Genomic DNA, 25473 nt, shown 5'->3' on the forward strand with positions numbered 1-25473 from the left:
GCTATCGCGAGCAGGCTCACTCCTACAAGGTTATGTGCCTAGCCATACCGCCCGTTTATAGAGATCCCCCCGCGTGCCCGACGCCATTTTGCGCCTCGCCCTGCCTTCGCCCCTGCGCCGCCTGTTCGACTACCGGGCGCCGGCCGGCGTGCGGCGCGAGCAATTGCAGCCGGGCATGCGCCTGCGGGTGCCGTTCGGGCGGCGCGAGATGATCGGGATTCTGGTCGAGGTCACCGATACCAGCGAAGTGCCGGTGGAAAAACTCAAGCCGGCCCTGGCCCTGCTCGACGCGACTTCACCGCTGCCGCCGGCGCTGTTCAAGCTGTGCCTGTGGACCTCGCAGTATTACCAGCACAGCCTCGGCGACACCTTGAACTGGGCGCTGCCGGTGCTGCTGCGTCAGGGCGAGCTGGCCGAGGCCCGCCAGGAACGTTTCTGGTCGATTGCCCCCGGCGCCACCGTCGACGACCCGCGAGTCGCCCGTGCGCCGCGCCAGCGTGAAGCCCTGACCACGCTGGCCCAGCACCCCCACGGTGTGGCTCATCAGTTGCTGAGCAAACTGATGTTGAGCAAGGACAGCCTCGATCTGCTCCTGGACAAGGGGCTGGTGCAGGTAGAAATTCGCCGTCACGCCCCCGGCACGCGCCATGAACATTGGCTGGCGCAACCGGAACTGCCGCTCAACAGTGAGCAACGTGCGGCGTATGAAGCTATTCGCGCCGGCTTCGACAGCTATCACGCGTTTCTGCTGGCTGGGGTCACCGGCAGCGGCAAGACCGAAGTCTATTTGCAACTGATCCGCGAAACCCTCGAGGCCGGCAAGCAGGCGCTGGTGCTGATCCCGGAGATCAACCTCGGCCCGCAGACCCTGGCGCGCTTCGAACAGCGTTTCAATGCACGCATCGCCCTGCTGCACTCGGCGGTCAATGATCGCGAACGCCTTGAAGCCTGGCTTGCCGCCCGCGATGGCGAGGCCGACATTATTATCGGCACCCGTTCGGCGCTGTTCACGCCGATGAAAAACCCCGGGCTGATCATCATCGATGAAGAGCACGATGGCTCTTATAAACAGCAGGAAGGCCTGCGCTATCACGCCCGTGATTTGGCACTGGTGCGCGCGCGCCAGGAAAACATCCCGATCGTGCTCGGCTCTGCGACGCCGTCGCTGGAAAGCCTGCACAACGCCTACACCGGGCGCTACGGCCTACTGCGCCTGAACGAGCGCGCTGGCGGCGCCAAGCAACCGCGCTTCCTGCGTCTGGATGTGAAAAGCCGACCGCTGGACAGCGGCATTTCCGGGCCGATGCAGCAAGCCATCGGCCAGACCCTCGCCAATGGCCAGCAAGTGCTGGTGTTTCTCAACCGACGCGGATTTGCCCCGACGCTGCTCTGCCACGATTGCGGCTGGATGTCCGAGTGCTCGCGTTGCGATGCGCGCATGACCGTGCATCAGCGCTACGGCGAACTGCGCTGCCACCACTGCGGCTATGTCGAGCGCACGCCGCGCCAATGTCCGAAGTGCAACAAGGTCGATCTGCGGCCGGTGGGCGCCGGTACCGAGCGCGCCGAGGAGCGCCTGGCGATTCTGTTCCCCGATTATCCGGTGCTGCGCGTCGATCGCGACAGCACCTCGCGCAAAGACGCGATGAATCAGCTGTTCGCGACCATCCAGAAAGGCCAGCCATGCATTCTGGTCGGCACGCAGATGCTGGCCAAGGGGCACCACTTTCCACGGGTGACGCTGGTATCGATTCTGGATGCTGACGGCGGCCTGTTCTCCGGCGACTTCCGCGCCAGCGAGCGCATGGCGCAGTTGATCGTGCAGGTCGCCGGGCGTGCCGGACGGGCGGAAGAGCCGGGCAAGGTAATCATCCAGACGCATCTGGCCGATCATCCTTTATTGGTGCAACTGACCGAGCAGGGCTATTTCGCCTTTGCCGAGCAAGCGCTGAGCGAGCGCCGTGCCGCCGGGCTGCCGCCGTTTGCGCATCTGGCGCTGCTGCGCGCCGAAGCACACAAGCCGGGGCAGGCCGAAGGCTTTCTCGACGAAGCGTGCAGCGCGGCCGAGCGTTTGCTGGCCGAGCTGAATCTGAGCGCGATCGAGTTGCTCGGACCGGTGCCGGCGCCGATGGAACGCCGCGCCGGGCGCTATCGTGCGCAGCTATTGTTGCAGGCGTCGGCGCGGGCACCGCTGCACCGGTTGCTGGCGAGTTGGCTGCTGCTACTCGAACAAATGCCGAGCGGGCGGGCGGTGCGCTGGTCGCTGGATGTCGATCCGGTGGATTTGTATTGAGCTGACCTGTGGCGAGGGAGCTTGCTCCCGCTGGGGCGCGAAGCGCTCCTGATGTCAGGCTTGGCAATCTGGCCTTTTATCTGCAGCTTACTTTTTTTCGACTGCTTCGCAGTCGAGCGGGAGCAAGCTCCCTCGCCACAGGGCAATTTGTCACCACAAGTCCATAAGCTGCCTGCTAAGGTTGGCAAGCCCGTCTTCGCAACGGATAATGCCCAGTTTTTCCACCCGCGCACCGATGCGCCCGCCGCGCTTGCGGTCGAAAGAGAAGACCATGAAAGACACCATTCGCCAGCTGATCCAGCAAGCCCTCACCCAACTCGTCAACGAAGGTGTGTTGCCTGAAGGCCTGTCGCCGGCGATTCAGGTGGAGAACGCCCGCGACAAGACCCACGGCGACTTCGCCAGCAACATCGCAATGATGCTGGCCAAACCTGCGGGCATGAAGCCACGTGATCTGGCGGAAAAAATCATCGCCGCGCTGCCGGCTGACGAAAACGTCACCAAGGCCGAGATCGCCGGCCCGGGCTTCATCAACTTCTTCCAGAATACCCAGGCCCTGGCCGCGCGCCTCGACGCCGCCCTCGCGGATGCCCATGTCGGCGTGCGCAAGGCCGGCCCGGCGCAGCGCACCGTGGTCGACCTGTCGGCACCGAACCTGGCGAAAGAGATGCACGTTGGCCACTTGCGCTCGACCATCATCGGCGACGGTGTGGCGCGCGTACTCGAATTTCTCGGCGACGACGTGATCCGCCAGAACCACGTTGGCGACTGGGGCACCCAGTTCGGCATGTTGATGGCGTACCTGCAGGAAAACCCGATCACCAGCGACGAGCTGTCCGACCTGGAAAACTTCTACCGCGCCGCCAAGCAGCGTTTCGACGAGTCCGCAGAATTTGCCGATCGTGCCCGTGGCCTGGTGGTCAAGCTGCAGGCTGGCGACGCTGAGTGCCTGGCGCTGTGGACCAAATTCAAAGACATCTCGCTGTCGCACTGCCAAAAGATCTACGAACTGCTCAACGTTAAACTGACCATGGCCGACGTCATGGGCGAAAGCGCCTACAACGACGACCTGGTCAACGTGGTCAACGACCTCAAGGCCGCTGGCATGCTGGTCGAGAGTAACGGCGCCCAGTGCGTGTTCCTCGATGAATTCAAAAACGCTGACGGCGACCCGCTGCCGGTGATCATCGTCAAGGCTGACGGCGGCTATCTGTATGCCACCACTGACCTCGCGGCGGTACGCTACCGCAGCGGCAAGCTGAAGGCCGATCGTGCGCTGTATTTCGTCGACCAGCGTCAGGCCCTGCACTTCCAGCAAGTGTTTGCTGTGGCGCGCAAGGCCGGTTTCGTCACCCATCCGATGGAAATGGAACACATGGGTTTCGGCACCATGAACGGCGCCGATGGCCGTCCGTTCAAGACGCGTGACGGCGGCACCGTGAAGCTGATCGACCTGCTGACCGAAGCGCAGGAGCGCGCCTACAGCCTGGTGAAAGAGAAAAACCCGACCCTGGCCGAAGACGAGTTGCGCAACATCGCTAAAGTCGTCGGCATCGGCGCGGTGAAATATGCCGACCTGTCCAAGCATCGCACCAGCGACTACAGCTTCAACTTCGACCTGATGCTCAACTTCGAAGGCAACACCGCACCGTACCTGCTCTACGCCTACACCCGGGTGGCCGGCGTGTTCCGCAAACTGGGCAAGGATTTCAGCGAAGTCGAGGGACAGATCGTCCTCGAAGCAGAACACGAACACGAACTGGCGGCGAAACTGGCGCAGTTCGGCGAAGTGCTCAACAGCGTCGCCGAAAAAGGCACGCCGCACATTCTCTGCACCTACCTGTACGACGTTGCCGGCCTGTTCTCCAGCTTCTACGAGAACTGCCCGATCCTCGCCGCCGAGACCCCGGCGCAAATGCAGAGCCGCCTGCGCCTGGCCGCACTGACCGGTCGCACCCTCAAGCAAGGCCTGGAGCTGTTGGGTCTGGAAACTCTGGAGCGTATGTAAGTTGGCCGCCAAGAAAAAACCTGCACCCAAACGCGGCGCCAGCCGCTATCAGGCACCTGCGAAACAACCGATTCCGGGCTGGTTGTGGATGGCCATCGGCCTGACCGTCGGTGCGTTCATCGTGTTTCTGATGAAACTGGAACCGGGCAAGGGCAGCGATACCGTCAAGCGCGAGAAGGTCGAGCAGCAGCAGAAAGCATCGAAGATCGCCGAGGCCAACAAGACCCCGCCGAGCCCGACGCAACCGGTCAAGCCGAAGTACGACTTCTACACCTTGCTGCCGGAGTCGGAAGTGATCGTGCCGCCGGACGCCGTGCCGGAGAAAACCCTGCCGACGCCACAAGTGCCGGCCATCCCGACCACGCCAGTGACTCCGGCCGAAGCGGCGAAGATCGATACTGCACGGGCTCAGGCAGCCCTGGCCGGGATCACCCCGCCACCCGCGCCGCCGGTGAGCAAAGCGGCGCCGGTGACCAAGTTCTTCCTTCAGGCCGGTTCGTTCCGCAAGGAGACGGATGCTGACAAGGTCCGTGCGCAGATCATTCTGCTCGGCCAAACGGTGGCGGTAGAGTCCGGCACCGTCAAGGACGAGACCTGGTATCGCGTTCTGGTCGGGCCGTTCAGCAACCGTGAACAACTGACCACGGCGCAGAAACAACTGGCCGGTGCTGGCTTCAGCAACCTGTTGTTACAACAACGCCAGAGCCGCTAAGGTTCTCGGAGGTCACCTGCAACTTGCAGGTGACCTCAAATTCTGTGGCGAGGGGATTTAGCGAAGCGTCGCACCGCCCCGTTCGGCTGCGCAGCAGTCGCAATACCTGCATTCCAAGTTATACCTGATACACCGTATGTGTCGCTTTCAGGGCTGCTTCGCAGCCCAACGGGGATAAATCCCCTCGCCACAGTCATCACTCGCCATTCGTCTCCCATTGCCACTGCCGGTTGAAATCCCTTTCTGTACCCCCCATATGAATGGGCATAAGGCACTTTCGCCCAGCTGTGTGGAGACTCTTCCCTTGACCACCATCGTTTCAGTCCGCCGCCACGGCAAAGTCGTCATGGGCGGCGACGGCCAGGTTTCTCTCGGCAACACCGTGATGAAAGGCAACGCGAAAAAAGTCCGTCGCCTGTACCACGGCCAGGTCATCGCCGGTTTCGCCGGGGCCACTGCCGACGCCTTCACCCTGTTCGAGCGTTTCGAAGGCCAGCTTGAAAAACATCAGGGCCACCTGGTCCGCGCCGCTGTCGAACTCGCCAAAGAATGGCGCACCGACCGCTCCCTGAGCCGCCTCGAAGCCATGCTTGCGGTCGCCAACAAGGACGCCTCGCTGATCATCACCGGCAACGGTGACGTGGTCGAACCCGAAGATGGCCTGATCGCCATGGGCTCCGGCGGCGCCTACGCACAGGCGGCGGCCAGCGCGCTGTTGAAAAAGACCGACCTGTCGGCTCGCGAAATCGTCGAAACCGCCCTCGGCATCGCCGGCGACATCTGCGTATTTACCAACCACACCCAGACCATTGAGGAGCAGGATCTCGCTGAATAAGCCTGTTGCGGCCAATGTGCCACGGCTTGTTTCTGCTTGAGGACCGCCAATTATTATGTCCATGACTCCCCGCGAAATCGTCCACGAACTCAACCGCCACATCATCGGCCAGGACGATGCCAAGCGCGCCGTCGCGATTGCCCTGCGCAACCGCTGGCGCCGCATGCAACTGCCTGAAGAGCTGCGCGTTGAGGTGACCCCGAAAAACATCCTGATGATCGGCCCGACCGGTGTCGGTAAAACCGAGATCGCCCGGCGCCTGGCGAAACTGGCCAACGCACCGTTCATCAAGGTCGAAGCAACCAAGTTCACCGAAGTCGGTTACGTCGGCCGCGACGTCGAATCGATCATTCGTGATTTGGCTGACGCTGCGATCAAGATGCTTCGCGAGCAGGAAATGACCCGCGTGCGCCACCGCGCCGAAGACGCCGCCGAAGACCGCATCCTCGACGCGCTGCTGCCGCCGGCACGCATGGGCTTCAGTAATGAAGAAGCGCCGAGCTCCGATTCCAACACCCGTCAGTTGTTCCGCAAGCGCCTGCGCGAAGGTCAGCTGGATGACAAGGAAATCGAAATCGAAGTCGCTGAAGTGTCCGGCATCGAAATCGCCACGCCGCCGGGCATGGAAGAAATGACCAACCAGCTGCAGTCGCTGTTTGCCAACATGGGCAAGGGCAAGAAGAAGTCGCGCAAGCTCAAGGTCAAGGAAGCGCTGAAGCTGGTCCGCGACGAAGAGGCCGGGCGCCTGGTCAACGAAGAAGAGCTCAAAGCCAAGGCGCTGGAAGCCGTCGAGCAGCACGGCATTGTGTTCATCGACGAGATCGACAAGGTCGCCAAGCGCGGCAACGTCGGCGGTGCCGATGTCTCCCGTGAGGGCGTACAGCGCGATTTGCTGCCGCTGATCGAAGGCTGCACCGTGAATACCAAACTGGGCATGGTCAAGACTGACCACATCCTGTTCATCGCCTCCGGTGCGTTCCACCTGAGCAAGCCGAGCGATCTGGTGCCGGAGCTGCAAGGTCGTCTGCCGATCCGCGTCGAACTCAAGGCGCTGAGCCCGGAAGACTTCGAACGCATCCTCAGCGAACCGCACGCCTCGCTCACCGAGCAGTACTGTGCGCTGTTGAAAACCGAGGGCCTGAACATCCAGTTCCAGCCCGAGGGCATCAAGCGTCTGGCGGAGATCGCCTGGCAGGTCAACGAGAAGACCGAGAACATCGGTGCCCGTCGCCTGCACACATTGCTTGAGCGTCTGCTCGAAGAGGTGTCGTTCAGTGCCGGCGATCTGGCCAGCGCCCATGACGACACGCCGATCCTGATCGACGCCGAGTACGTCAACAGCCACCTCGGCGAATTGGCGCAGAACGAAGACCTGTCCCGTTATATCCTGTAAGCCTCTCTTACAGATGTAATGGAACTGTGGGAGCGGGCTTGCTCGCGAAGACGGCGGCACATTCAACACGTGTGTTGGCTGACCCGGCGCTTTCGCGAGCAAGCCCGCTCCCACAAGGTTCCGCACAAGACGGATACCTGAGCATGATTCCCACTGACATCAAACTGCACAAAGCCTCGAAAACCCTGACGCTCACCTACGCGTCCGGCGAGGAATTCACCCTGCCCGCCGAATTTCTGCGCGTGCATTCTCCCTCCGCCGAGGTCCAGGGCCACGGCAAACCGATCCTGCAATTCGGCAAGCTCAACGTGGGTTTGAGCAAGCTGGAACCGGCCGGCAACTACGCACTGAAACTGACCTTCGATGACGGACATGACAGTGGCCTGTTCACTTGGGAATACCTCTACGAACTCGGCAAACGCCAGAACGAACTCTGGGACGATTATCTGGCCGAGCTGCGCGCCGCCGGAAAGTCCCGCGACCCGAACGAGTCATTCGTCAAGCTGATGCTCTAGGCCGTGGCTCTTGCTCTTTAGAGGGCATTTTCTAATTTCATCTGTTTGAATGCTGCGCTCATACGGCCCAGGATGGGCCGCTTGCGAAAAAAATTAAACTCGGGTAACCAATGGAGCTGGCAAGTTCCCTGCAGTGCTCTAAGCCTGTAAAGCAGCTATGCAGAATCAACGGTCACCCGAGCAGCAGTACCCGGCATTGGCTGTGGAACCGACAGCGCACACCGGGTACTCGTCTCAGGACAATGGAGCGTCGTAGATGAGTAACAAGAATAACGATGACCTGAAGTACCAAGCCTCGGAAAACACCCTGGGGCTTAATCCCGTCGTCGGGCTGCGCGGAAAGGATCTGCTGGCCTCTGCTCGTATGGTGCTCAAACAGGCCATCAGACAACCGATCCATAGCGTCAGGCACGTGACCCATTTCGGCCTCGAGCTGAAGAATGTGCTGCTCGGCAAATCGGCTCTGCAACCGGCCGGCGATGACCGCCGCTTTGCCGATCCGGCGTGGAGCCAGAACCCGCTCTATAAACGTTACCTGCAAACCTATCTGGCCTGGCGCAAGGAACTCCACGCCTGGATCGATGACAGCAGCCTGTCACCGAAAGACATTGCTCGAGGGCACTTCGTCATCAACCTGATGACCGAAGCCATGGCCCCGACCAATACCGCCGCCAACCCGGCAGCGGTCAAACGCTTCTTCGAAACCGGCGGTAAAAGCCTGCTCGACGGCCTCTCGCATCTGGCCAAGGATCTGGTGCATAACGGCGGCATGCCGAGCCAGGTCAACATGGGCGCGTTCGAGGTCGGCAAGAGCCTGGGCGTGACCGAAGGCGCGGTGGTGTTTCGCAACGACGTGCTGGAACTGATCCAGTACCGACCGATCACCGAGCAGGTCCACGAGCGACCGCTGCTCGTGGTGCCGCCGCAGATCAACAAGTTTTACGTTTTCGACCTGAGCCCGGACAAGAGCCTGGCGCGCTTCTGCCTGCGCAACAACGTGCCGACGTTCATCGTCAGTTGGCGCAATCCGACCAAGGCCCAGCGCGAGTGGGGCCTGTCGACCTATATCGAGGCGCTGAAAGAAGCCGTCGACGTGGTCAGCGCAATTACCGGCAGCAAAGCCGTGAACATGCTCGGTGCCTGCTCCGGCGGCATTACCTGCACCGCCCTGCTCGGCCACTACGCGGCGCTGGGCGAGAACAAGGTCAATGCCCTTACGTTGCTGGTCAGTGTGCTCGACACGACGCTGGACAGCGACGTCGCGCTGTTTGTCGATGAGCAAACCCTGGAGACCGCCAAGCGCCACTCGTATCAGGCCGGCGTGCTCGAAGGCAAGGACATGGCCAAGGTCTTCGCCTGGATGCGCCCCAACGACCTGATCTGGAATTACTGGGTCAATAACTACCTGCTCGGCAACGAGCCGCCGGTCTTCGACATTCTGTTCTGGAACAACGACACCACGCGCCTGCCGGCGGCATTCCACGGCGACCTGATCGAGATGTTCAAAAACAACCCACTGATTCGCCCCAACGCACTGGAAGTGTGCGGCACGCCGATCGACCTCAAGCAGGTCACTGCCGACATCTTCTCGCTGGCCGGCACCAACGATCACATCACGCCGTGGAAGTCCTGCTACAAGTCGGCGCAGCTGTTTGGCGGAAAAGTTGAATTTGTGCTGTCGAGCAGCGGCCATATCCAGAGCATTCTCAACCCGCCGGGCAATCCGAAATCGCGCTACATGACCGGCGAAGAAATGGCCGCGACGGCCGATGACTGGCAGGAGAATTCGACCAAACACACCGACTCCTGGTGGCTGCACTGGCAAGCCTGGCTGGCCGAACGCTCGGGCAACCTGAAAAAGGCCCCGACGAAACTGGGCAACAAGGCGTACCCGGCGGGCGAGGCTGCGCCGGGCACTTATGTACATGAGCGGTAACTGACACCACCCAGCCCCCATTGGTGGGCGCGGCCGTTGTGGCGAGGGGATTCATCCCCGTTCGGCTGCGAAGCAGTCGTGAATCGAGTAGCCGCGATGTGTCTGAAAAATCGCGGTTTCAGATTTTGGGGTCGCTTCGCAACCCAACGGGGATGAATCCCCTCGCCACAAGGCTCGTTCCTACAAGGATACGGGTGGACTTGAAATCTACAGGGCCTGACGCATGCCGCAACCGTTCATATTCCGCACCGTCGATCTGGATGGCCAGACCCTCCGCACGGCGGTACGCCCGGGCAAGCCGCACTTGACGCCCTTGCTGATTTTCAACGGCATCGGCGCCAACCTGGAGCTGGTGTTTCCGTTTGTCGCGGCGCTGGACCCGGATCTGGAAGTGATCGCCTTCGACGTGCCCGGGGTCGGCGGATCGTCGACGCCGAATCGGCCGTATCGTTTTCCCGGGCTGGCCAAGCTGACGGCACGCATGCTCGATTACCTCGATTATGGCCAGGTCAACGTGATCGGTGTGTCGTGGGGCGGCGCGCTGGCGCAGCAGTTTGCCTACGACTACCCCGAGCGCTGCAAGAAACTGGTGTTGGCCGCGACTGCCGCCGGCGCGGTGATGGTGCCGGGCAAGCCGAAGGTGCTGTGGATGATGGCCAGTCCGCGGCGCTATATCCAACCGTCCCACGTGATCCGCATCGCGCCGTTGATCTACGGCGGCTCGTTCCGCCGCGATCCGACCCTGGCGGCCAGCCACGCGGCAAAAGTGCGCTCGGCGGGCAAGCTCGGTTACTACTGGCAACTGTTCGCAGGCCTGGGCTGGACCAGCATCCACTGGCTGCACAAGATCCATCAGCCGACGCTGGTGCTGGCCGGCGATGACGATCCGCTGATTCCGCTGATCAACATGCGCTTGCTTGCCTGGCGCATTCCCAATGCGCAATTGCACGTCATCGACGACGGTCACTTGTTCCTGATCACCCGCGCCGAAGCAGTGGCGCCGATCATCATGAAATTTCTCCAGGAGGAGCGGCAGCGCGCCGTGATGCACCCGCATCCGACATCGCTGGGCGGATAACCGCTGCGGCAGGCTTTATGCAGGACGTTTTACACGCCAGCGCGGCAGGACGCCGCGCAGGCAGCAACCCGCAACAGCGTCTATGGTGTTCTGGTTCGGCGCGTTTGTTTTTGGCCTGAAGACGAAGGAGTGTTGAGTCATGCGTGACAAACCAGCGACGGGCGTGGTGCCCAGCCCCGCCGTGTTCATCAACGCACAAAGTGCGATCGCCGGCCTGCGCGGTCGGGATCTGCTCTCGACTTTGCGCAGTGTTGCCGCTCATAGCCTGCGCAACCCGGTCCACAGCGCCAGGCATGCGCTGAAACTCGGCGGCCAACTGGGCCGCGTGCTGCTCGGCGAAACCTTGCACCCGACCAACCCGAACGACAGCCGCTTTACCGATCCGGCCTGGAGCCTGAACCCGTTTTACCGGCGCAGCCTGCAAGCGTATCTGGCCTGGCAGAAGCAAGTGAAAAGCTGGATCGACGACAGCGACATGAACCCTGACGACCGTGCCCGCGCGCACTTCGCCTTCACGCTGCTCAACGATGCCGTCGCGCCGTCCAACACGCTGCTCAACCCATTGGCGGTCAAGGAGCTGTTCAATTCAGGCGGCCACAGCCTGGTCCGTGGCCTCAGTCATCTGTTCGATGACTTGCTGCACAATGATGGTCTACCGAGGCAGGTGACACGACAGGCTTTCGAGGTCGGCAAAACGGTCGCGACCACCCCCGGGGCCGTGGTGTTTCGCAACGAACTGCTTGAGCTGATCCAGTACCGGCCGATGAGCGAAAAGCAGTACGCCAAGCCGCTGCTGGTGGTGCCGCCGCAAATCAACAAGTACTACATTTTTGACCTGAGCCCGCACAACAGCTTCGTCCAGTACGCCCTGAAAAACGGCCTGCAGACATTCATGATCAGTTGGCGCAATCCCGATGTGCGACACCGTGAGTGGGGCCTGTCGAGCTACGTCGAAGCGGTGGAAGAAGCGATGAACATCTGCCGGGCGATTACCGGCGCGCGCGAGGTCAACCTGATGGGCGCCTGTGCCGGAGGCCTGACCATCGCCGCCCTGCAAGGGCATCTGCAGGCCAAGCGGCAACTGCGTCGCGTCGCCAGTGCCACTTATCTGGTCAGCCTGCTCGACAGCCAGATCGAAACGCCGGCCACGCTGTTTGCCGACGAGCAAACGCTCGAAGCCGCCAAGCGTCGCTCTTACCAGAAGGGCGTGCTCGACGGTCGCGACATGGCCAAGGTCTTTGCCTGGATGCGCCCCAACGACCTGATCTGGAGCTATTTCGTCAACAACTACCTGCTGGGCAAAGAGCCGCCGGCCTTCGACATTCTCTACTGGAACAATGACAACACCCGCCTGCCCGCGGCGTTTCATGGCGATCTGCTGGACTTCTTCAAGCACAACCCACTGACCCATCCGGGCGGTCTGGAGGTCTGCGGCACCCCGATCGATCTGCAGAAGGTCACTGTCGACAGCTTCAGCGTCGCCGGCATGAACGACCACATCACGCCGTGGGACGCGGTGTACCGCTCGACCCTGCTGCTCGGCGGCGAACGCCGCTTTGTGCTGTCCAACAGCGGCCACGTGCAGAGCATCCTCAATCCGCCGAGCAATGCAAAAGCGGCGTACGTCGAGAACGGCAAGCTGAGCAGCGATCCGCGGGCCTGGTACTACGATGCCAGACACGTCGACGGCAGCTGGTGGCTGCAATGGCTGGAATGGGTACAGCAGCGCTCGGGCGCGCAACAGGAAACCCGGATGACCCTCGGCAACCCGAACTATCCACCGATGGAGGCTGCGCCCGGCACTTACGTGCATGTGCGCTGACGCTCAAGCGAACTTTTCTAAGAAGACTGGATGAAAACCCGCGACCGGATTCTCGAATGTGCTTTGCAACTGTTCAACGAAAAGGGCGAGCCGAACGTCTCCACCATGGAAGTGGCTAACGAAATGGGCATCAGCCCGGGCAACCTTTACTACCACTTTCATGGCAAGGAGCCGCTGATTCTCGGTCTGTTCGAACGCTTTCAGCTGGAACTGACGCCGTTGCTCGACCCGCCGCCGGAGGTCGAACTGGCGCCGGAGGACTACTGGCTGTTTCTGCATTTGATCGTCGAGCGGCTGGCGCAGTACCGCTTCCTGTTTCAGGACCTGTCAAACCTCGCCGGACGCTTGCCGAAACTGGCCAAGGGCATCCGCCATTTGCTCAATGCGTTGAAGAGGACGCTGGCGTCGTTGCTGGCAAGGTTGAAGGCTTCCGGGCAGTTGGTCAGCGATACTCAGGCATTGGGGCAACTGGTGGAGCAGATCACGCTGACGCTGCTGTTCTCCCTGGACTACCAGCGAATTCTCGATCGTGCGGGGGAAGTCAGGCTGGTGGTTTATCAGATCATGATGCTGGTGGCGCCGCATCTGCTGCCGCCGGTCAAGGTGGCGACTGAGCGGATGGCGCTGCAATATCTTGAGGATCACGACTGAACGGTACTACGTTGCGATGATTATCCAATGTGGGAGCGAGCTTGCTCGCGAATGCGGTATGTCATCCGGCAACTCAATTGCCTGAACGGACGCCTTCGCGAGCAAGCTCGCTCCCACAGGGATTTGCGGTGATAGTGAGATGCACGAAAAACGCCCGACCTTCACAGGCCGGGCGTTTTGTTTTGCTCTGAAGCGTCAGGACTGACTGGTTGGCGTCGACGGTGTCGAAGTTGCAGTCGGGGTAGCCGCCGGGGTCGGAGCCGAAACGGAGTTCGACGCGCTGGCCGCCGCTGTCGGAGCAGCCGATGGCGTGGCGGCCGGTTTCGGCGCAGCGGTTTTCGGCGCGGCCGGTTTTTTCACTGCAGGTTTTTTCGCCGCGGCCGGTTTCGCTGCAGGCTTCGCAGCAGGCTTGGCGGCCGCGGTTTTCGCGGCTGGCTTGGCTGCTGGTTTCGCTGCAGTTTTAGCCGCAGGTTTGGCGGCCGGTTTCGCAGCGGTTTTGGCCGCGGCCGGTTTGGCTGCTGCCTTGACCGCAGGCTTGGCAGCGGCAGTTTTGGCCGCCGGCTTGGCCGCCACTTTCACAGCAGGTTTAGCCACCGCCTTGGCCAACGGCTTGACTGCGGTTTTCGCCGCAGGTTTGACCGCTGCCGTTTTTGTGGCCGGTTTTGCCGCAGCGGTTTTCGCCGCCACAGGTTGCGCTTTCAGACCGGTGAGTTTTTCGATCTGTCTGGTCAGCGTATCGACCTTGGCATTGAGTGCCTTGACCTCGTTGCGGCTCGGTACGCCAAGGCGCGAGATCGCGCTGTTCAGGCGCTTGTCGAAAGCCCCCTCCAGCTCGTCCCACTTGCCCAGGGCGCGGTCTTTCACGCCGCTGATGCGCGACTTGGCCGATGTCGTCGAGTCCTCGACTTTCTTGCCGACGGCGGACTTGGTGAGTTTCTCGGCTTTCTCGCCGTCTTTGACCAATGCATCGAAGAGCTTGGTGCCGTCAGAGTCGATCTTCGAGTACACGCCTAAACCCGCCAGCCAGATTTTTCGGGAGTAGTCTTCGACCTTCCCGATCCACGAGCTGCCTTCTTTATCGGTGTTCTTTTTACCAGCCATCCCGTTCTCCTTAAGATTTACGCGCGACGCGTTCGAGCAATGCCGTCAGCTCATCGAGCTTAGCAGAGAGTGTCTCAACGTCATGTTTAGACGGAATGCCGATACGATTCAAGGCGCTTGCCACACGGTTGTCGAAGGCCTTCTCGACCTTGTCCAGTTGCACCTCGACGCGACCTTTGAACGAACTGACCTGAGTGGCGGCTTCATCGATCTCGGCATTGGCTGCGACGAGTTTTTCGGTGACGGCTTTTTTGCCTTTCTTTTCAACCGCTTGACCGGCCTTGATCAGCTCCTGAAAGTACTCGCTGCCCTCTTGCCCGACCTTGGCGTAGGCCCCCAGGCCTGCCAGCCAGATCTTGCGGGCATAGGATTTGACGTCGCTTACAGTGGAGGTCGGAGCGTCGATTTTTTTCTTCAGAATAACTTTGGCCATGGTGCACCTCACGCGCAGAAGGATTGAGGAACTGCCCGCGAACGTGTCGGGCTGAGGCACAAAGTAGGTCGAAAAATTAGAAAGGGCACCCTAACCAGCGGGAGTACCACAAAACAAATGTAGGAGTGAGCCTGCTCGCGATAGCGGTCTGTCAGTCGACATCATTTTTGACTGACACACCGCCATCGCGAGCAGGCTCACTCCTACAGGGGATCGCGTTTCAGGCCAGAGCTTTGTCGAGGGCTTTCTCGATCTCGGCTTTGATCATGCCGCTCATGGCCGACATCATCAGGCCCAGCTCGACGTCGACCTTGATCGAATCGTCCGCCACGTGCACTTCACCTTTCACGCCCGAACGTTTGAGGTTGAGGGTGTCGCCCGACCACTGCGGCTCCAGGCCGTACTGATCTTTCAGCTTTGCGGCGAGTTTTTCGGCTTTCTCGCGGGCGGCTTCCTTGCCCAGGCTGTGCGCACGCTCAACACTGATTTTGGCCATTGGATGACTCCTGATTGATGAGTATCTGTCGGTAAATCTTGACCGCGGCTGCGGCAAATCGTCCCGAAGGTCGACCATCTTACCTTTAGCCACTCCAAGACAAAGCATGGCTTGGGGATTAGAATGTCGCGCATTCTCTTTTGGTGACAGCGATATGACTGATCAGCGCAAAGGCAGCGATGCCGAACCCACCACGCACTTCGGTTTCAAAAACGTTCCGGAAAGCCAGAAAGCGGAAAAAGTCGCTGAGGTTTTCCATTCGGTAGCCGCCAAATACGACCTGATGAACGACCTTCTGTCGGGAGGCATGCACCGTTTGTGGAAGCGTTTCGCGATCGAACTGTCGGGCGTGCGCAGCGGTAACCGCGTGCTCGACATCGCCGGCGGCACCGGCGACCTGACTCGCAAGTTCTCCCACCTCGTTGGCCCGACCGGCCAGGTGGTACTCGCCGACATCAACGAATCGATGCTCAAGGTCGGCCGTGATCGCCTGCTCGATCTGGGTGTCGCCGGCAATGTCGAATTCGTCCAGGCCGACGCGGAAAAACTGCCATTCCCGGACAACCATTTCGATTGCGTGACCATCGCCTTCGGCCTGCGCAACGTGACGCACAAGGAAGACGCCCTGCGTTCGATGCTGCGCGTACTCAAACCCGGCGGACGTCTGCTGGTGCTGGAATTCTCCAAGCCGACCAACGCGCTGATGTCGAAGGCCTACGACGCCTACTCGTTTGCCTTCATGCCGCTGATGGGCAAGCTGATCACCAATGACTCGGAAAGCTATCGCTACCTGGCCGAATCGATCCGCATGCACCCCAATCAGGAAACCCTGAAGTCGATGATGGTCGACGCCGGTTTCGACCGCGTGACCTATCACAACATGACCGCAGGCATTGTCGCCCTGCACCGCGGCATCAAGCCCTGATGTTGCTTACCGGGCTGCTCGCCAGCGTTGAACTCGGCCTCAACCGGGTGCTGCGTCTCGACAGCACGGCGCTGCCGCGGCTGGCGCACTTGACTGGCAAAGTGATTGCCGTCGATTGCCGCAGCCCGGCGCTGCAACTGTATATTTTGCCGAGTGACGAAGGTCTGATGCTCGCTTCACAGTGGGCAGCGGACGTCGATTGCACCCTGCGGGCGCCCGCCTCCAGCCTGCTGAAACTGGCCTTGAGCAAAGACAAGACCGCGGTGCTGCATGCCCCGGAAGTCGAGCTCGATGGCGACAGCGGCGTGTTGCTGGAGCTGGCCGGCGTACTGCAGGACCTTGAGCTGGACTGGGAGTACGAACTCTCGCGCTGGCTCGGCCCGGTCGCCACGCCATTGCTCGGCGGTCATCTGCGCAGCCGCGCACGCTGGTATCGACAAGGATTTGCCAGCCTCAACCAGAACCTCGCCGAATACCTCGCCGAAGAGTCGCGCACCCTGGTCGGGCAGCGCGAAGCCGAAGCGCGGTTCAGCGAACTGGACCGGATCAAACTCGATCTGGAACGTCTCGAGGCGCGTTTCGAGCGCCTTTCCCGATCCCTCGACCCAAGCGATAACGCATGAAGCTGCTCGCCGTCCGCCGTCTGTTGCGCATCCAGCGCGTCGTGATCCGCTACCGCCTCGATGACTTGCTGTTCGATCTGCCGCTGCCCTGGTTCCTGCTGGCCGTGCGCTTTTTGCTGCCGTGGCGCTGGTTGCCGCGCAAGCCGCTGGAGCTCAACCGTGGTGCACGCCTGCGTCTGGCGTTGCAGGATCTGGGGCCGATCTTCATCAAATTCGGGCAGATTCTTTCGACCCGCCGCGACCTGCTGCCGGAAGACATCGCCGATGAGCTGATGCTGCTGCAGGACCGCGTGCCGCCGTTCGATTCGCAACTTTCGATCAAGTTGATCGAAGAGCAACTGGGCAAAAAAATCAGCGAAGTGTTCAGCCGCTTCGATGTCGCACCGCTGGCCTCGGCCTCGGTGGCGCAAGTGCATGCGGCGCAACTGAAAAGCGGCGAAGAAGTGGTGGTCAAGGTCATCCGCCCGGGACTGAAGCCGATCATCGCCCAGGATCTGGCGTGGCTGTTCATCCTCGCCCGCGCTGCCGAGAAGTTCTCCGCCGATGCGCGCCTGCTGCACCCGGTCGATGTGGTGCAGGACTATGAAAAAACCATCTACGACGAACTCGATCTTTTGCGCGAGGCAGCCAACGCCAGCCAGTTGCGCCGCAACTTCGAAGGTTCGCAGTTGCTGTACGTGCCGCAAGTCTATTGGGACTGGTGCCGGCCGAAAGTGCTGGTAATGGAGCGCATCTACGGGGTCCAGGTCACTGATCTGGCGACCCTCGCCGACCAGCGCACCGACATGAAAATGCTCGCCGAGCGCGGCGTCGAAATCTTCTTCACCCAAGTCTTCCGCGACAGTTTCTTCCACGCCGACATGCACCCGGGCAACATCTTCGTCAGCACCGTCAATCCGTGGAGCCCGCAATATATTGCGATCGACTGCGGCATCGTCGGCAGCCTGACGCCTGAAGATCAGGACTATCTGGCGCGCAACCTGTTTGCCTTCTTCAAGCGTGACTACCGCCGTGTGGCGCAGTTGCACATCGATTCGGGCTGGGTGCCGGCGGAAACGAAGCTCAACGAATTCGAAGCGGCAATCCGGACTGTCTGCGAACCGATCTTCGAAAAACCGTTAAAAGATATTTCATTTGGCCAGGTGCTGATGCGCCTGTTCCAGACCGCCCGGCGCTTCAATATGGAAGTGCAGCCGCAGTTGGTGCTGCTGCAAAAGACCCTGCTGAACATCGAAGGCCTCGGCCGCCAGTTGTATCCGGATCTGGATCTGTGGAACACCGCACAGCCGTTTCTGGAGCGCTGGATGCGCGAGCGCGTCAGCCCGAAAGCCTTGATCGGCAACGTGCAGAGCCAGTTCGAACAATTGCCGCACCTGGCCAACATGGCCCGCGACCTGCTCGAACGCATGTCGCAACCCCACGCCAAAGACCCGCCGCCACCGTGGCACAAACGCAAGGACGACTGGTTCTTGCGCTTGCTCGGCTGCGCCCATCTGGCCGGGGGCGCGATCCTCGCCGCGGGTGGTCCGTTGACCGATTGGGCGCATTGGCCTGCGGGTATCATGGTGGCGGTCGGCTTGTATCTGGTCGTTCGCCGATAGCACGATCGAGCTGCAAGTTATAAGCTGCAAGCTTCAAGCTTGACGCTACAGGCACACCGCGACCTGCTTTTACTTGCAGCTTGAAGCTCAGGGCTTGCTGCTGCTTTTCGAGATTTGAAGATGAAAAACTGGCTGGACGAGATCAAGTGGGACGCTGACGGCCTGGTGCCGGCGATTGCCCAGGATCACAAGACCGGGCGCGTGTTGATGATGGCCTGGATGAACCGCGAAGCGCTGGAACTGACAGCCGCAGAGAATCGTGCAATCTACTGGTCACGTTCGCGTGGCAAGCTGTGGCGCAAGGGCGAAGAGTCCGGTCATGTGCAGACCCTGCATGAGATGCGGCTGGACTGTGATGCCGACGTGATCATCCTGATGGTTGAACAGATCGGCGACATCGCTTGCCATACCGGCCGTCAAAGCTGCTTTTACCGTGTCTTCGAAAACGGCGACTGGAAAACGGTCGACCCGGTACTGAAAGACCCGCACGCCATCTATAGCGCAGGACACAAGCATGAGTGACACGCTCACCCGTCTGGCCGAAGTGCTCGAGGAGCGCAAAGGCGCAGCCGCCGACAGTTCGTATGTCGCCAGCCTGTACCACAAGGGACTGAACAAGATTCTGGAGAAAGTCGGCGAAGAGTCGGTCGAAACCATTATTGCCGCCAAGGACGCTGCCATCAGCGGCGACTGCAGCGACGTGATCTACGAGACCGCTGACCTGTGGTTCCACAGCATGGTCATGCTCGCCCAACTGGGGCAGCATCCGCAGGCCGTGCTGGATGAACTGGACCGTCGCTTCGGCCTGTCCGGACACGTCGAGAAAGCCTCGCGTCCGTCCGCCTGAACAACTATTTGAGAGGAACCGCCACATGGGCATTTTTGACTGGAAACACTGGGTCGTCATTCTGGTAGTCGTGGTGCTGGTGTTCGGCACCAAGAAACTGAAAAACCTCGGCACCGACGTGGGCGAGTCGATCAAGGGCTTTCGCAAAGCCATGAACGATGACGAAAAACCGGCCGAGCCAAGCGTGACCCCACCGGCGCAGCCTGTGCCACCGGTGCAGCCGCAAAACAGCGCTCAGGCCAACCCGCCGCACACCATCGACGTGCAGGCGCAGAAAGTCGAAGAGCCGATCCGCAAAGACGTGTGAGCACTGACTAATGTTTGGTATCAGCTTCTCTGAACTGCTGCTCGTCGGCCTCGTCGCCCTGCTGGTGCTGGGCCCCGAGCGTCTGCCGGGCGCTGCGCGCACCGCCGGGCTGTGGGTCGGCCGGTTGAAGCGCAGCTTCAACGCGATCAAACAGGAAGTTGAGCGTGAAATCGGTGCCGACGAAATTCGTCGGCAACTGCACAACGAGCACATTCTGTCGCTGGAGCAGGAGGCGCGGAAGATTTTCACACCGGTTCAACAAGAGCCAACGCCCGTGCAGCCAGTGGCAGAGCCGACGATTCATGCGCCGACGACGCCTGCCGCAGCGGCTCCCGTTGTTGCGGCGACCGACGCAACTCCCGCAGAAACCTCGGCTGAACATGTAGCCCAAACCGCCGCGCCGACTACACCAGCGCCTCAAGACCCTACACTGCCGCCGCGAGCCCCATGAGCGATCTCCCCGAAAACGACCAGCACATGCCGCTGGTTTCGCACCTCACCGAGTTGCGCACTCGCCTGCTGCGTTGTGTGGCGGCGATCTTCATCATTTTTGCCGGGTTGTTCGCCTTCACCCAGCAGATCTACACCTTCGTCTCGACGCCGCTGCGCCAGTACCTGCCGGTCGGCGCGACGATGATCGCCACCGATGTGTCGTCGCCGTTCCTGACGCCGCTGAAGCTGACGATGATGGTTTCGCTGTTTCTCGCGATCCCGGTGATCCTGCATCAGATCTGGGGCTTCATCGCGCCGGGCCTGTACAAGCATGAAAAGCGCATCGCGGTGCCGCTACTGGTGTCCAGCATCCTGCTGTTCTACACCGGCATGGCGTTCGCCTATTACTTCGTATTCCCGCTGATCTTCAAGTTCTTCGCCGCCGCCACCCCGGCCGGCGTGGAAATGATGACCGACATCGCCAGCTACCTCGATTTCGTCATGACGCTGTTCTTCGCCTTCGGCGTGGCGTTTGAAATCCCGGTGGCCGTGGTACTGCTGGTGTGGATCGGCGTGGTCGATGTCGCCTACCTGAAGAAGATCCGTCCGTACGTGATCATCGGCTGCTTCGTAGTCGGCATGATCCTCACCCCGCCGGACATCTTCTCGCAGACCCTGCTGGCGGTACCGATGTGGATGCTGTTTGAAATCGGCATTCTGTTCGGCGGCTTGATCAGCAAACGCGAACGCCCGGACGAAGACCCGGCCGACGATCACAACGACCAGCCGCCAGCGACCCAGGCATGAACCTGCTGTTGCTCGAAGAGGCCGACTTCATTGCGGCCGACCGGGTGGTGCTGCGTGATCGCCGCCTGACCCATATGCAGGAGGTTCACCGCTCGCAGGTCGGTGACAGCCTGCGCGTCGGGCGCATCAACGGCCTGATGGGGTCGGCCGAATTACTGCGCCTTGATGCCGGCGAAGCCGAGCTGCGCGTCAGCCTCGATCAACCGCCACCGGCCAAGCTGCCGCTGACCCTGGTGCTGGCCCTGCCGCGGCCGAAAATGCTCCGCCGGGTATTCCAGACCGTGGCGACCATGGGCGTGGCAAAGGTGATTCTGGTCAACAGCTATCGCGTCGAGAAAAGCTTTTGGCAGACGCCGTTCCTGGAGCCGGAAGCGATTCGTGAGCAGTTGATCCTCGGTCTCGAACAGGCTCGCGATACCGTGTTGCCGCAGATCATCATCGAGAAGCGCTTCAAGCCGTTCGTCGAGGATCGCTTGCCGGCCATCACCGAGGGCACACTCGGTCTGGTCGGCCATCCCGGCAACTTCCCGCCCTGTCCGCGCGCGCTGAGCGAACCGGTGACCCTGGCCATCGGCCCCGAAGGTGGCTGGATTCCCTACGAAATCGACCTGCTGGCTAAATCCGGTCTGCAACCGGTGCAACTGGGCGAGCGCATCCTGCGCGTCGAAACCGCCGTCACCGCCCTGCTCGCTCGACTGTTCTGAGCCAAGCAACTTTTGTGGCGAGGGAGCTTGCTCCCGCTTGGGCGCGAAGCGGCCATCGCTCTTTCTCCCACGAGCAACGCACTTGCCGGTGTTACGACGGGAGCAAGCTCCCTCGCCACAGAATCGCGACAACCACGGACAAGTGGCGTTACAGATTGCCATCACCCGGCCGATACAGTCCCCATAAGTCCAATTAGTGGTCCGAAGGGAGTGGTCGCATGTACCGATGGTTAGCCGAAAGTCTTGGAAACGTCAGCGTCAAACTTAAGCTGGGCATCGGTTTTGGCCTGGTGCTGTTGCTGACGCTGTTGATCACCTTCACCGGCTGGACCGGCATGAGCGGCATCATCAGCCGCGGCGACAAGCTCGGCTTCATCTCCAGCCTCAACGAGCTGACCCGAGACCTGCGCCTGGCGCGCATGGACTACGACATGCGCCGTGGCGAACAAGGCCCGGGCGCGGTTAATGAGTTCCTCAACAAACTCGAAAGCGGCCTGCAATCGGCACGCGGCATGATCGAGCAGCCGTCCGATGTGGCGATGGTCGATCAGCAACTGGCCGCCGTGGCGCAATACAAACGCGCCTTCGGCGAAATGACCCAGGCCACCGTGCAGCGCGAAGACGCGCGCAGCAAGCTCGGCGCCAATGCCGATAATGCCGTGGCCAAGGTCGGCGACGTCGAGAGCGCGCTGCTGCAAGGCGACAGCGTCGCGCAATACAACGCGGTGATCGAGCTGAGCAAATTGCTGCAGCAGGCGCGCTATCAGGTACGTGGTTATACCTACAGCGGCAAGGCTGAAGCCGAACAACCGGCGCTGACCGCCATCGACAATGCCCTGAAAAATCTCGAGAGCCTGCCGTCCCGCGTGCCGGAACAGCACATCGCCAACCTGCAGCAAGCCACCGACTCGCTCAAGGCCTACCGCGCCGCCGTTGCCCAATTCCGTGATTCGCAGATTAAGAACACCGCTGCACTGACGAACATGTCCGCGCAGGGTGACATCCTGATGGCGCTCAGCAAGAAACTCACCGAATCGCAAACCGTCGTGCGCGATACCGACGCGGCGCGCGCCAAGAACCTGCTGCTGATCGCCACCGCGCTGGCATTGGCCTTCGGCTTGATTGCCGCCTGGACGATCACCCGCCAGATCATCATTCCGCTGACCCAGACCCTGAAAGTCGCCGAGCGCGTCGCGGCGGGCGACCTGACTCACAACCTGGTGTCCCTGCGCCGCGACGAACTGGGCCAGCTGCAGCGCTCGATGCAAACCATGACCCAGGGCCTGCGCGAATTGATCGGCGGCATCAGCGACGGCGTGACACAGATCGCCAGCGCGGCCGAAGAACTGTCCGCGGTGACCGAGCAGACCAGCGCCGGGGTCAACAGTCAGAAAATCGAGACCGATCAGGTTGCCACCGCCATGAACGAAATGGCCGCCACCGTGCAGGAAGTCGCGCGCAACGCCGAGGAAGCCTCCGAAGCCGCCGTCGCCGCTGACCAACAGGCCCGCGAAGGCGACAAGGTTGTCGGCGAAGCCATCGCCCAGATCGAGCGTCTGGCCGTTGAGGTCGGGCATTCCACCGAAGCCATGAGCGAGCTCAAGCGCGAAAGCGACAAGATCGGCAGCGTCCTCGACGTGATCAAGTCGGTGGCTCAGCAAACCAACCTGCTGGCGCTCAACGCCGCCATCGAAGCGGCCCGTGCCGGTGAGGCCGGGCGTGGTTTCGCCGTGGTGGCCGATGAAGTGCGCAGCCTCGCGCAACGCACGCAGAAGTCCACCGAAGAGATCGAAGAACTGATCGTCGGCCTGCAAAACGGCACCCAGCAAGTGGCAACGATCATGGACAACAGCCGCAGCCTGACCGACAGCAGCGTCGAACTGACCCGCCGTGCCGGTGGTTCACTGGAAAGCATCACCCGCACCGTGTCGGCGATTCAGGCGATGAACCAGCAGATTGCTGCTGCTGCCGAGCAGCAAAGCGCGGTGGCCGAAGAGATCAACCGTAGCGTGCTGAATGTGCGGGATGTCTCAGACCAGACTTCGGCGGCAAGTGAAGAGACAGCGGCTTCCAGCGTGGAGCTGGCGCGGCTGGGGACGCATCTGCAGATGCTGGTGGGGCGCTTCAAGGTTTAAGTGAGATCGAGGTGAGGCCATTCGCGAGCAGGCTCGCTCCCACAGGAAAAATGCATTCCAGGTGTGGGAGCGAGCCTGCTCGCGAAGGCGGTAGATCCGGCGCTGAAATTACAGCACTTGGCGCAAAAAGGCCTGCGCTCGCGGATCCTTCGGCGCCGCGAAGAACTCCGCCGGCGCGGCATCTTCCAGCAGTTTGCCGTGATCGAAAAACAACACCCGATCCGCCACTTCCCGGGCAAAACCCATCTCGTGGGTGACGCAGACCATAGTCATGCCTTCCACGGCCAGGTTCTTCATCACGTCCAGCACTTCGCCGACCATTTCCGGGTCCAGCGCCGAGGTCGGCTCGTCGAACAGCATGACTTTCGGCTCCATCGCCAGCGCCCGGGCAATCGCCACGCGCTGCTGCTGGCCGCCGGACAAGCGTGAGGGAAACTCGTTGGCCTTCTGTGCAATGCCAACCTTTTCCAGCAGCGCCATGGCCTTGGCCTCGCGCTCTTTCTTGCCGCGCTTGCGCACGACTTTCTGCGCCAGGCAAAGGTTCTCCAGCACGGTCATATGCGGGAACAGGTTGAAATGCTGGAAGACCATGCCGACTTCGCGGCGGTAGGCGTTGACGTCGGTTTTCGCGTCGGCCAGTTGCAGACCGTCGATGCTCACCGAGCCGGAATCGAATTCTTCCAATCCATTGAGGCAGCGCAGAAAGGTCGACTTGCCGGAACCGGACGGGCCGATCACCACCAGCACCTCGCCCTTGGCGACCATGGTGCTGACGTTATCCACGGCACGCACCACCTGGCCCCGGGTGTCGAAGACTTTTACCAGATCGCGGACTTCAATCACTTTGCGCGAGCCTCCGCTCAAGCCGGCTGGCGATTTTCGACAGCGGCAGGTTGATCAACAGGTACAGGCCAGCCACGCAGAACAGGATTTCAAACGGCGAGAACGACGTGGTGATGACTTCCCGACCGCTTTTCAGCAGTTCGGTGATAGCGATGACCGACACCAGTGAGGTGTCCTTGACCAGACTGATGAACTGACCGGCCAGTGGCGGCAGCACGCGCTTGAATGCTTGCGGCAGCACCACATGGCGCATCGACTGACCGGCACTCAGACCGAGCGAACGCGCCGCTTCGTTCTGCCCGCGGGCAATCGACTGCACACCGGAACGGATGATTTCCGCCACATAGGCACCAGTGAACAGCGACAACGCGGCGATCCCGGCGAACTCGCGGGACAGGTTCATCACCGTGCCAATGAAGAAGTAGAAAATGAAAATCTGCACCAACAGCGGCGTGCCACGCACCAATTCAACGTAAATCGTTGAAAGGTCGCGCAGGGTCGGGTTGCTGGAGAGGCGGCACAGACCGGTGACCAGGCCGATCAGCAACCCGAGCACGCCGGAGACCACCGACAACCAAAGCGTGGTCCAAAGGCCCCACAACAGCGGTCCTGCCGCCCAGTGCCGGGTCACGCCCACGACGTCGCCTTCAGCGACATCGTCGCCCTGAGCGAATTGCAGGCTGTTCTCGTCGACGGTCAGGTGCTGTTCGTCACCCGCGTCGTTGCGCAGCGTGACCTGAGCGCTGCTGCCCTTGCGCACCAGTTCCGTGACGGTGGAAATGTCCGCGGCGCGCTGGGTCTCTTCGGCCTGATAGGCGAAGTACTGCGGCACGCGGTTCCAGCGCCATTCGTAGGACATCAGCGACGTCGCGTAGTACAACGCGCCCGCCAGGCCGACCAGCACCAGCACGGTGAGGACGTGCCAGGGCCATTGGGCTTTTTTCTGTTTCATTGCAGGTTCCGGATTCTGTATCGC

At 61.3% G+C, this 25473-nt stretch carries 26 protein-coding genes; 20 read left to right on the plus strand and 6 right to left on the minus strand.

The window, feature by feature from the left end; all coding sequences use genetic code 11:
• Positions 1-73: 73 nt before the first annotated feature.
• Complete coding sequence (locus HU765_RS07830; protein WP_186619636.1) at positions 74-2293, plus strand: primosomal protein N'; 2220 nt, start codon at positions 74-76, stop codon at positions 2291-2293.
• 150 nt (positions 2294-2443) lie between these two features.
• Here the strand turns inward: HU765_RS07830 and HU765_RS27000 are convergent, their stop codons facing one another.
• Positions 2444-2566 (minus strand): hypothetical protein, encoded by a 123-nt coding sequence (locus tag HU765_RS27000; protein WP_264082125.1) that lies wholly within the window; start codon positions 2564-2566, stop codon positions 2444-2446.
• Between HU765_RS27000 and argS the strand changes: the two genes are divergently transcribed.
• The 9 genes from argS (at position 2565) to HU765_RS07875 (ending at position 13243) form a co-directional block, all read left to right on the plus strand.
• Positions 2565-4301 (plus strand): arginine--tRNA ligase, encoded by a 1737-nt coding sequence (gene argS, locus HU765_RS07835; RefSeq protein ID WP_186619637.1) that lies wholly within the window; start codon positions 2565-2567, stop codon positions 4299-4301. The genes HU765_RS27000 and argS overlap by 2 nt on opposite strands.
• A 1-nt stretch (position 4302) precedes the next feature.
• Positions 4303-5013 (plus strand): SPOR domain-containing protein, encoded by a 711-nt coding sequence (locus HU765_RS07840; protein WP_186619638.1) that lies wholly within the window; start codon positions 4303-4305, stop codon positions 5011-5013.
• A 304-nt stretch (positions 5014-5317) separates the two neighbouring features.
• Positions 5318-5848 (plus strand): ATP-dependent protease subunit HslV, encoded by a 531-nt coding sequence (gene hslV, locus HU765_RS07845; protein ID WP_003186641.1) that lies wholly within the window; start codon positions 5318-5320, stop codon positions 5846-5848.
• A gap of 55 nt (positions 5849-5903) precedes the next feature.
• Positions 5904-7241 carry an ATP-dependent protease ATPase subunit HslU gene (hslU, locus tag HU765_RS07850; protein WP_186552141.1) on the plus strand — a complete coding sequence of 446 codons (1338 nt, stop codon included), beginning with the start codon at positions 5904-5906 and terminating at the stop codon, positions 7239-7241.
• A gap of 143 nt (positions 7242-7384) precedes the next feature.
• Positions 7385-7756: a DUF971 domain-containing protein gene (locus HU765_RS07855; RefSeq protein ID WP_041477560.1), complete on the plus strand. Its 372-nt coding sequence runs from the start codon at positions 7385-7387 to the stop codon at positions 7754-7756.
• A 256-nt stretch (positions 7757-8012) separates the two neighbouring features.
• Positions 8013-9692, plus strand: a complete 1680-nt coding sequence (gene phaC, locus HU765_RS07860) for a class II poly(R)-hydroxyalkanoic acid synthase (protein WP_186619639.1) — start codon at positions 8013-8015, stop codon at positions 9690-9692.
• 223 nt (positions 9693-9915) lie between these two features.
• Entirely contained in the window at positions 9916-10770 is an 855-nt protein-coding gene (gene phaZ / locus HU765_RS07865; RefSeq protein ID WP_186552143.1) for a poly(3-hydroxyalkanoate) depolymerase, read from the plus strand.
• 139 nt (positions 10771-10909) lie between these two features.
• Complete coding sequence (phaC, locus tag HU765_RS07870; protein WP_186619640.1) at positions 10910-12592, plus strand: class II poly(R)-hydroxyalkanoic acid synthase; 1683 nt, start codon at positions 10910-10912, stop codon at positions 12590-12592.
• A 30-nt stretch (positions 12593-12622) separates the two neighbouring features.
• Positions 12623-13243 carry a TetR/AcrR family transcriptional regulator gene (locus tag HU765_RS07875; RefSeq protein WP_186552145.1) on the plus strand — a complete coding sequence of 207 codons (621 nt, stop codon included), beginning with the start codon at positions 12623-12625 and terminating at the stop codon, positions 13241-13243.
• Positions 13244-13438: 195 nt separating this feature from the next.
• Here HU765_RS07875 and HU765_RS07880 read toward each other — a convergent pair whose 3' ends face one another.
• From HU765_RS07880 to HU765_RS07890, 3 genes are all read right to left on the minus strand, one after another.
• On the minus strand, positions 13439-14344 hold the full coding sequence (locus tag HU765_RS07880; RefSeq protein WP_186619641.1) for a phasin family protein: 906 nt from the start codon (positions 14342-14344) through the stop codon (positions 13439-13441).
• A 10-nt stretch (positions 14345-14354) separates the two neighbouring features.
• Positions 14355-14777, minus strand: coding sequence for a phasin family protein (locus tag HU765_RS07885; RefSeq protein ID WP_186552147.1), 423 nt, complete (start codon positions 14775-14777; stop codon positions 14355-14357).
• 220 nt (positions 14778-14997) lie between these two features.
• The gene (locus HU765_RS07890; protein WP_186552148.1) at positions 14998-15273 is read right to left on the minus strand and encodes a polyhydroxyalkanoic acid system family protein; all 276 of its coding nucleotides are present in this window, start codon (positions 15271-15273) and stop codon (positions 14998-15000) included.
• Positions 15274-15427: 154 nt separating this feature from the next.
• On the opposite strand from HU765_RS07890, the gene ubiE reads away from it, so the two are divergent.
• The 10 genes from ubiE to HU765_RS07940 all read left to right on the plus strand — a co-directional run bounded on the left by ubiE (position 15428) and on the right by HU765_RS07940 (position 23654).
• A complete protein-coding gene (gene ubiE, locus HU765_RS07895; RefSeq protein ID WP_186531921.1) occupies positions 15428-16198 on the plus strand; it encodes a bifunctional demethylmenaquinone methyltransferase/2-methoxy-6-polyprenyl-1,4-benzoquinol methylase UbiE in 771 nt (256 codons plus the stop codon).
• Positions 16198-16821, plus strand: coding sequence for an SCP2 domain-containing protein (locus tag HU765_RS07900; RefSeq protein WP_186552149.1), 624 nt, complete (start codon positions 16198-16200; stop codon positions 16819-16821). The genes ubiE and HU765_RS07900 overlap by 1 nt, the downstream gene beginning before the upstream one ends.
• The gene (gene ubiB, locus HU765_RS07905) at positions 16818-18422 is read left to right on the plus strand and encodes a ubiquinone biosynthesis regulatory protein kinase UbiB (protein ID WP_186619642.1); all 1605 of its coding nucleotides are present in this window, start codon (positions 16818-16820) and stop codon (positions 18420-18422) included. The genes HU765_RS07900 and ubiB overlap by 4 nt, the downstream gene beginning before the upstream one ends.
• A 120-nt stretch (positions 18423-18542) precedes the next feature.
• Complete coding sequence (hisI, locus tag HU765_RS07910; RefSeq protein WP_007909357.1) at positions 18543-18944, plus strand: phosphoribosyl-AMP cyclohydrolase; 402 nt, start codon at positions 18543-18545, stop codon at positions 18942-18944.
• Positions 18937-19269, plus strand: a complete 333-nt coding sequence (locus HU765_RS07915) for a phosphoribosyl-ATP diphosphatase (RefSeq protein WP_007909355.1) — start codon at positions 18937-18939, stop codon at positions 19267-19269. The genes hisI and HU765_RS07915 overlap by 8 nt, the downstream gene beginning before the upstream one ends.
• 25 nt (positions 19270-19294) lie before the next feature.
• Complete coding sequence (locus HU765_RS07920; RefSeq protein ID WP_186619643.1) at positions 19295-19576, plus strand: twin-arginine translocase TatA/TatE family subunit; 282 nt, start codon at positions 19295-19297, stop codon at positions 19574-19576.
• Between the two features lie 10 nt (positions 19577-19586).
• Positions 19587-20027 (plus strand): Sec-independent protein translocase protein TatB, encoded by a 441-nt coding sequence (gene tatB, locus HU765_RS07925; protein WP_186619644.1) that lies wholly within the window; start codon positions 19587-19589, stop codon positions 20025-20027.
• Positions 20024-20815, plus strand: coding sequence for a twin-arginine translocase subunit TatC (gene tatC / locus HU765_RS07930; protein ID WP_186552153.1), 792 nt, complete (start codon positions 20024-20026; stop codon positions 20813-20815). The genes tatB and tatC overlap by 4 nt, the downstream gene beginning before the upstream one ends.
• A complete protein-coding gene (locus tag HU765_RS07935) occupies positions 20812-21519 on the plus strand; it encodes a 16S rRNA (uracil(1498)-N(3))-methyltransferase (protein WP_186619645.1) in 708 nt (235 codons plus the stop codon). The genes tatC and HU765_RS07935 overlap by 4 nt, the downstream gene beginning before the upstream one ends.
• A gap of 218 nt (positions 21520-21737) precedes the next feature.
• On the plus strand, positions 21738-23654 hold the full coding sequence (locus HU765_RS07940) for a methyl-accepting chemotaxis protein (RefSeq protein ID WP_186619646.1): 1917 nt from the start codon (positions 21738-21740) through the stop codon (positions 23652-23654).
• A 108-nt stretch (positions 23655-23762) separates the two neighbouring features.
• On the opposite strand, the gene HU765_RS07945 is transcribed toward HU765_RS07940, so the two are convergent.
• Both HU765_RS07945 and HU765_RS07950 read right to left on the minus strand, forming a co-directional pair.
• Entirely contained in the window at positions 23763-24497 is a 735-nt protein-coding gene (locus HU765_RS07945) for an ATP-binding cassette domain-containing protein (RefSeq protein WP_186619647.1), read from the minus strand.
• Positions 24490-25449, minus strand: a complete 960-nt coding sequence (locus HU765_RS07950; protein WP_186619648.1) for an amino acid ABC transporter permease — start codon at positions 25447-25449, stop codon at positions 24490-24492. The genes HU765_RS07945 and HU765_RS07950 overlap by 8 nt, the downstream gene beginning before the upstream one ends.
• Positions 25450-25473: the final 24 nt, after the last annotated feature.

The organism is Pseudomonas sp. SWRI81, from assembly GCF_014268545.1.
In the GTDB taxonomy this organism is placed as follows: domain Bacteria; phylum Pseudomonadota; class Gammaproteobacteria; order Pseudomonadales; family Pseudomonadaceae; genus Aquipseudomonas; species Aquipseudomonas hamedanensis.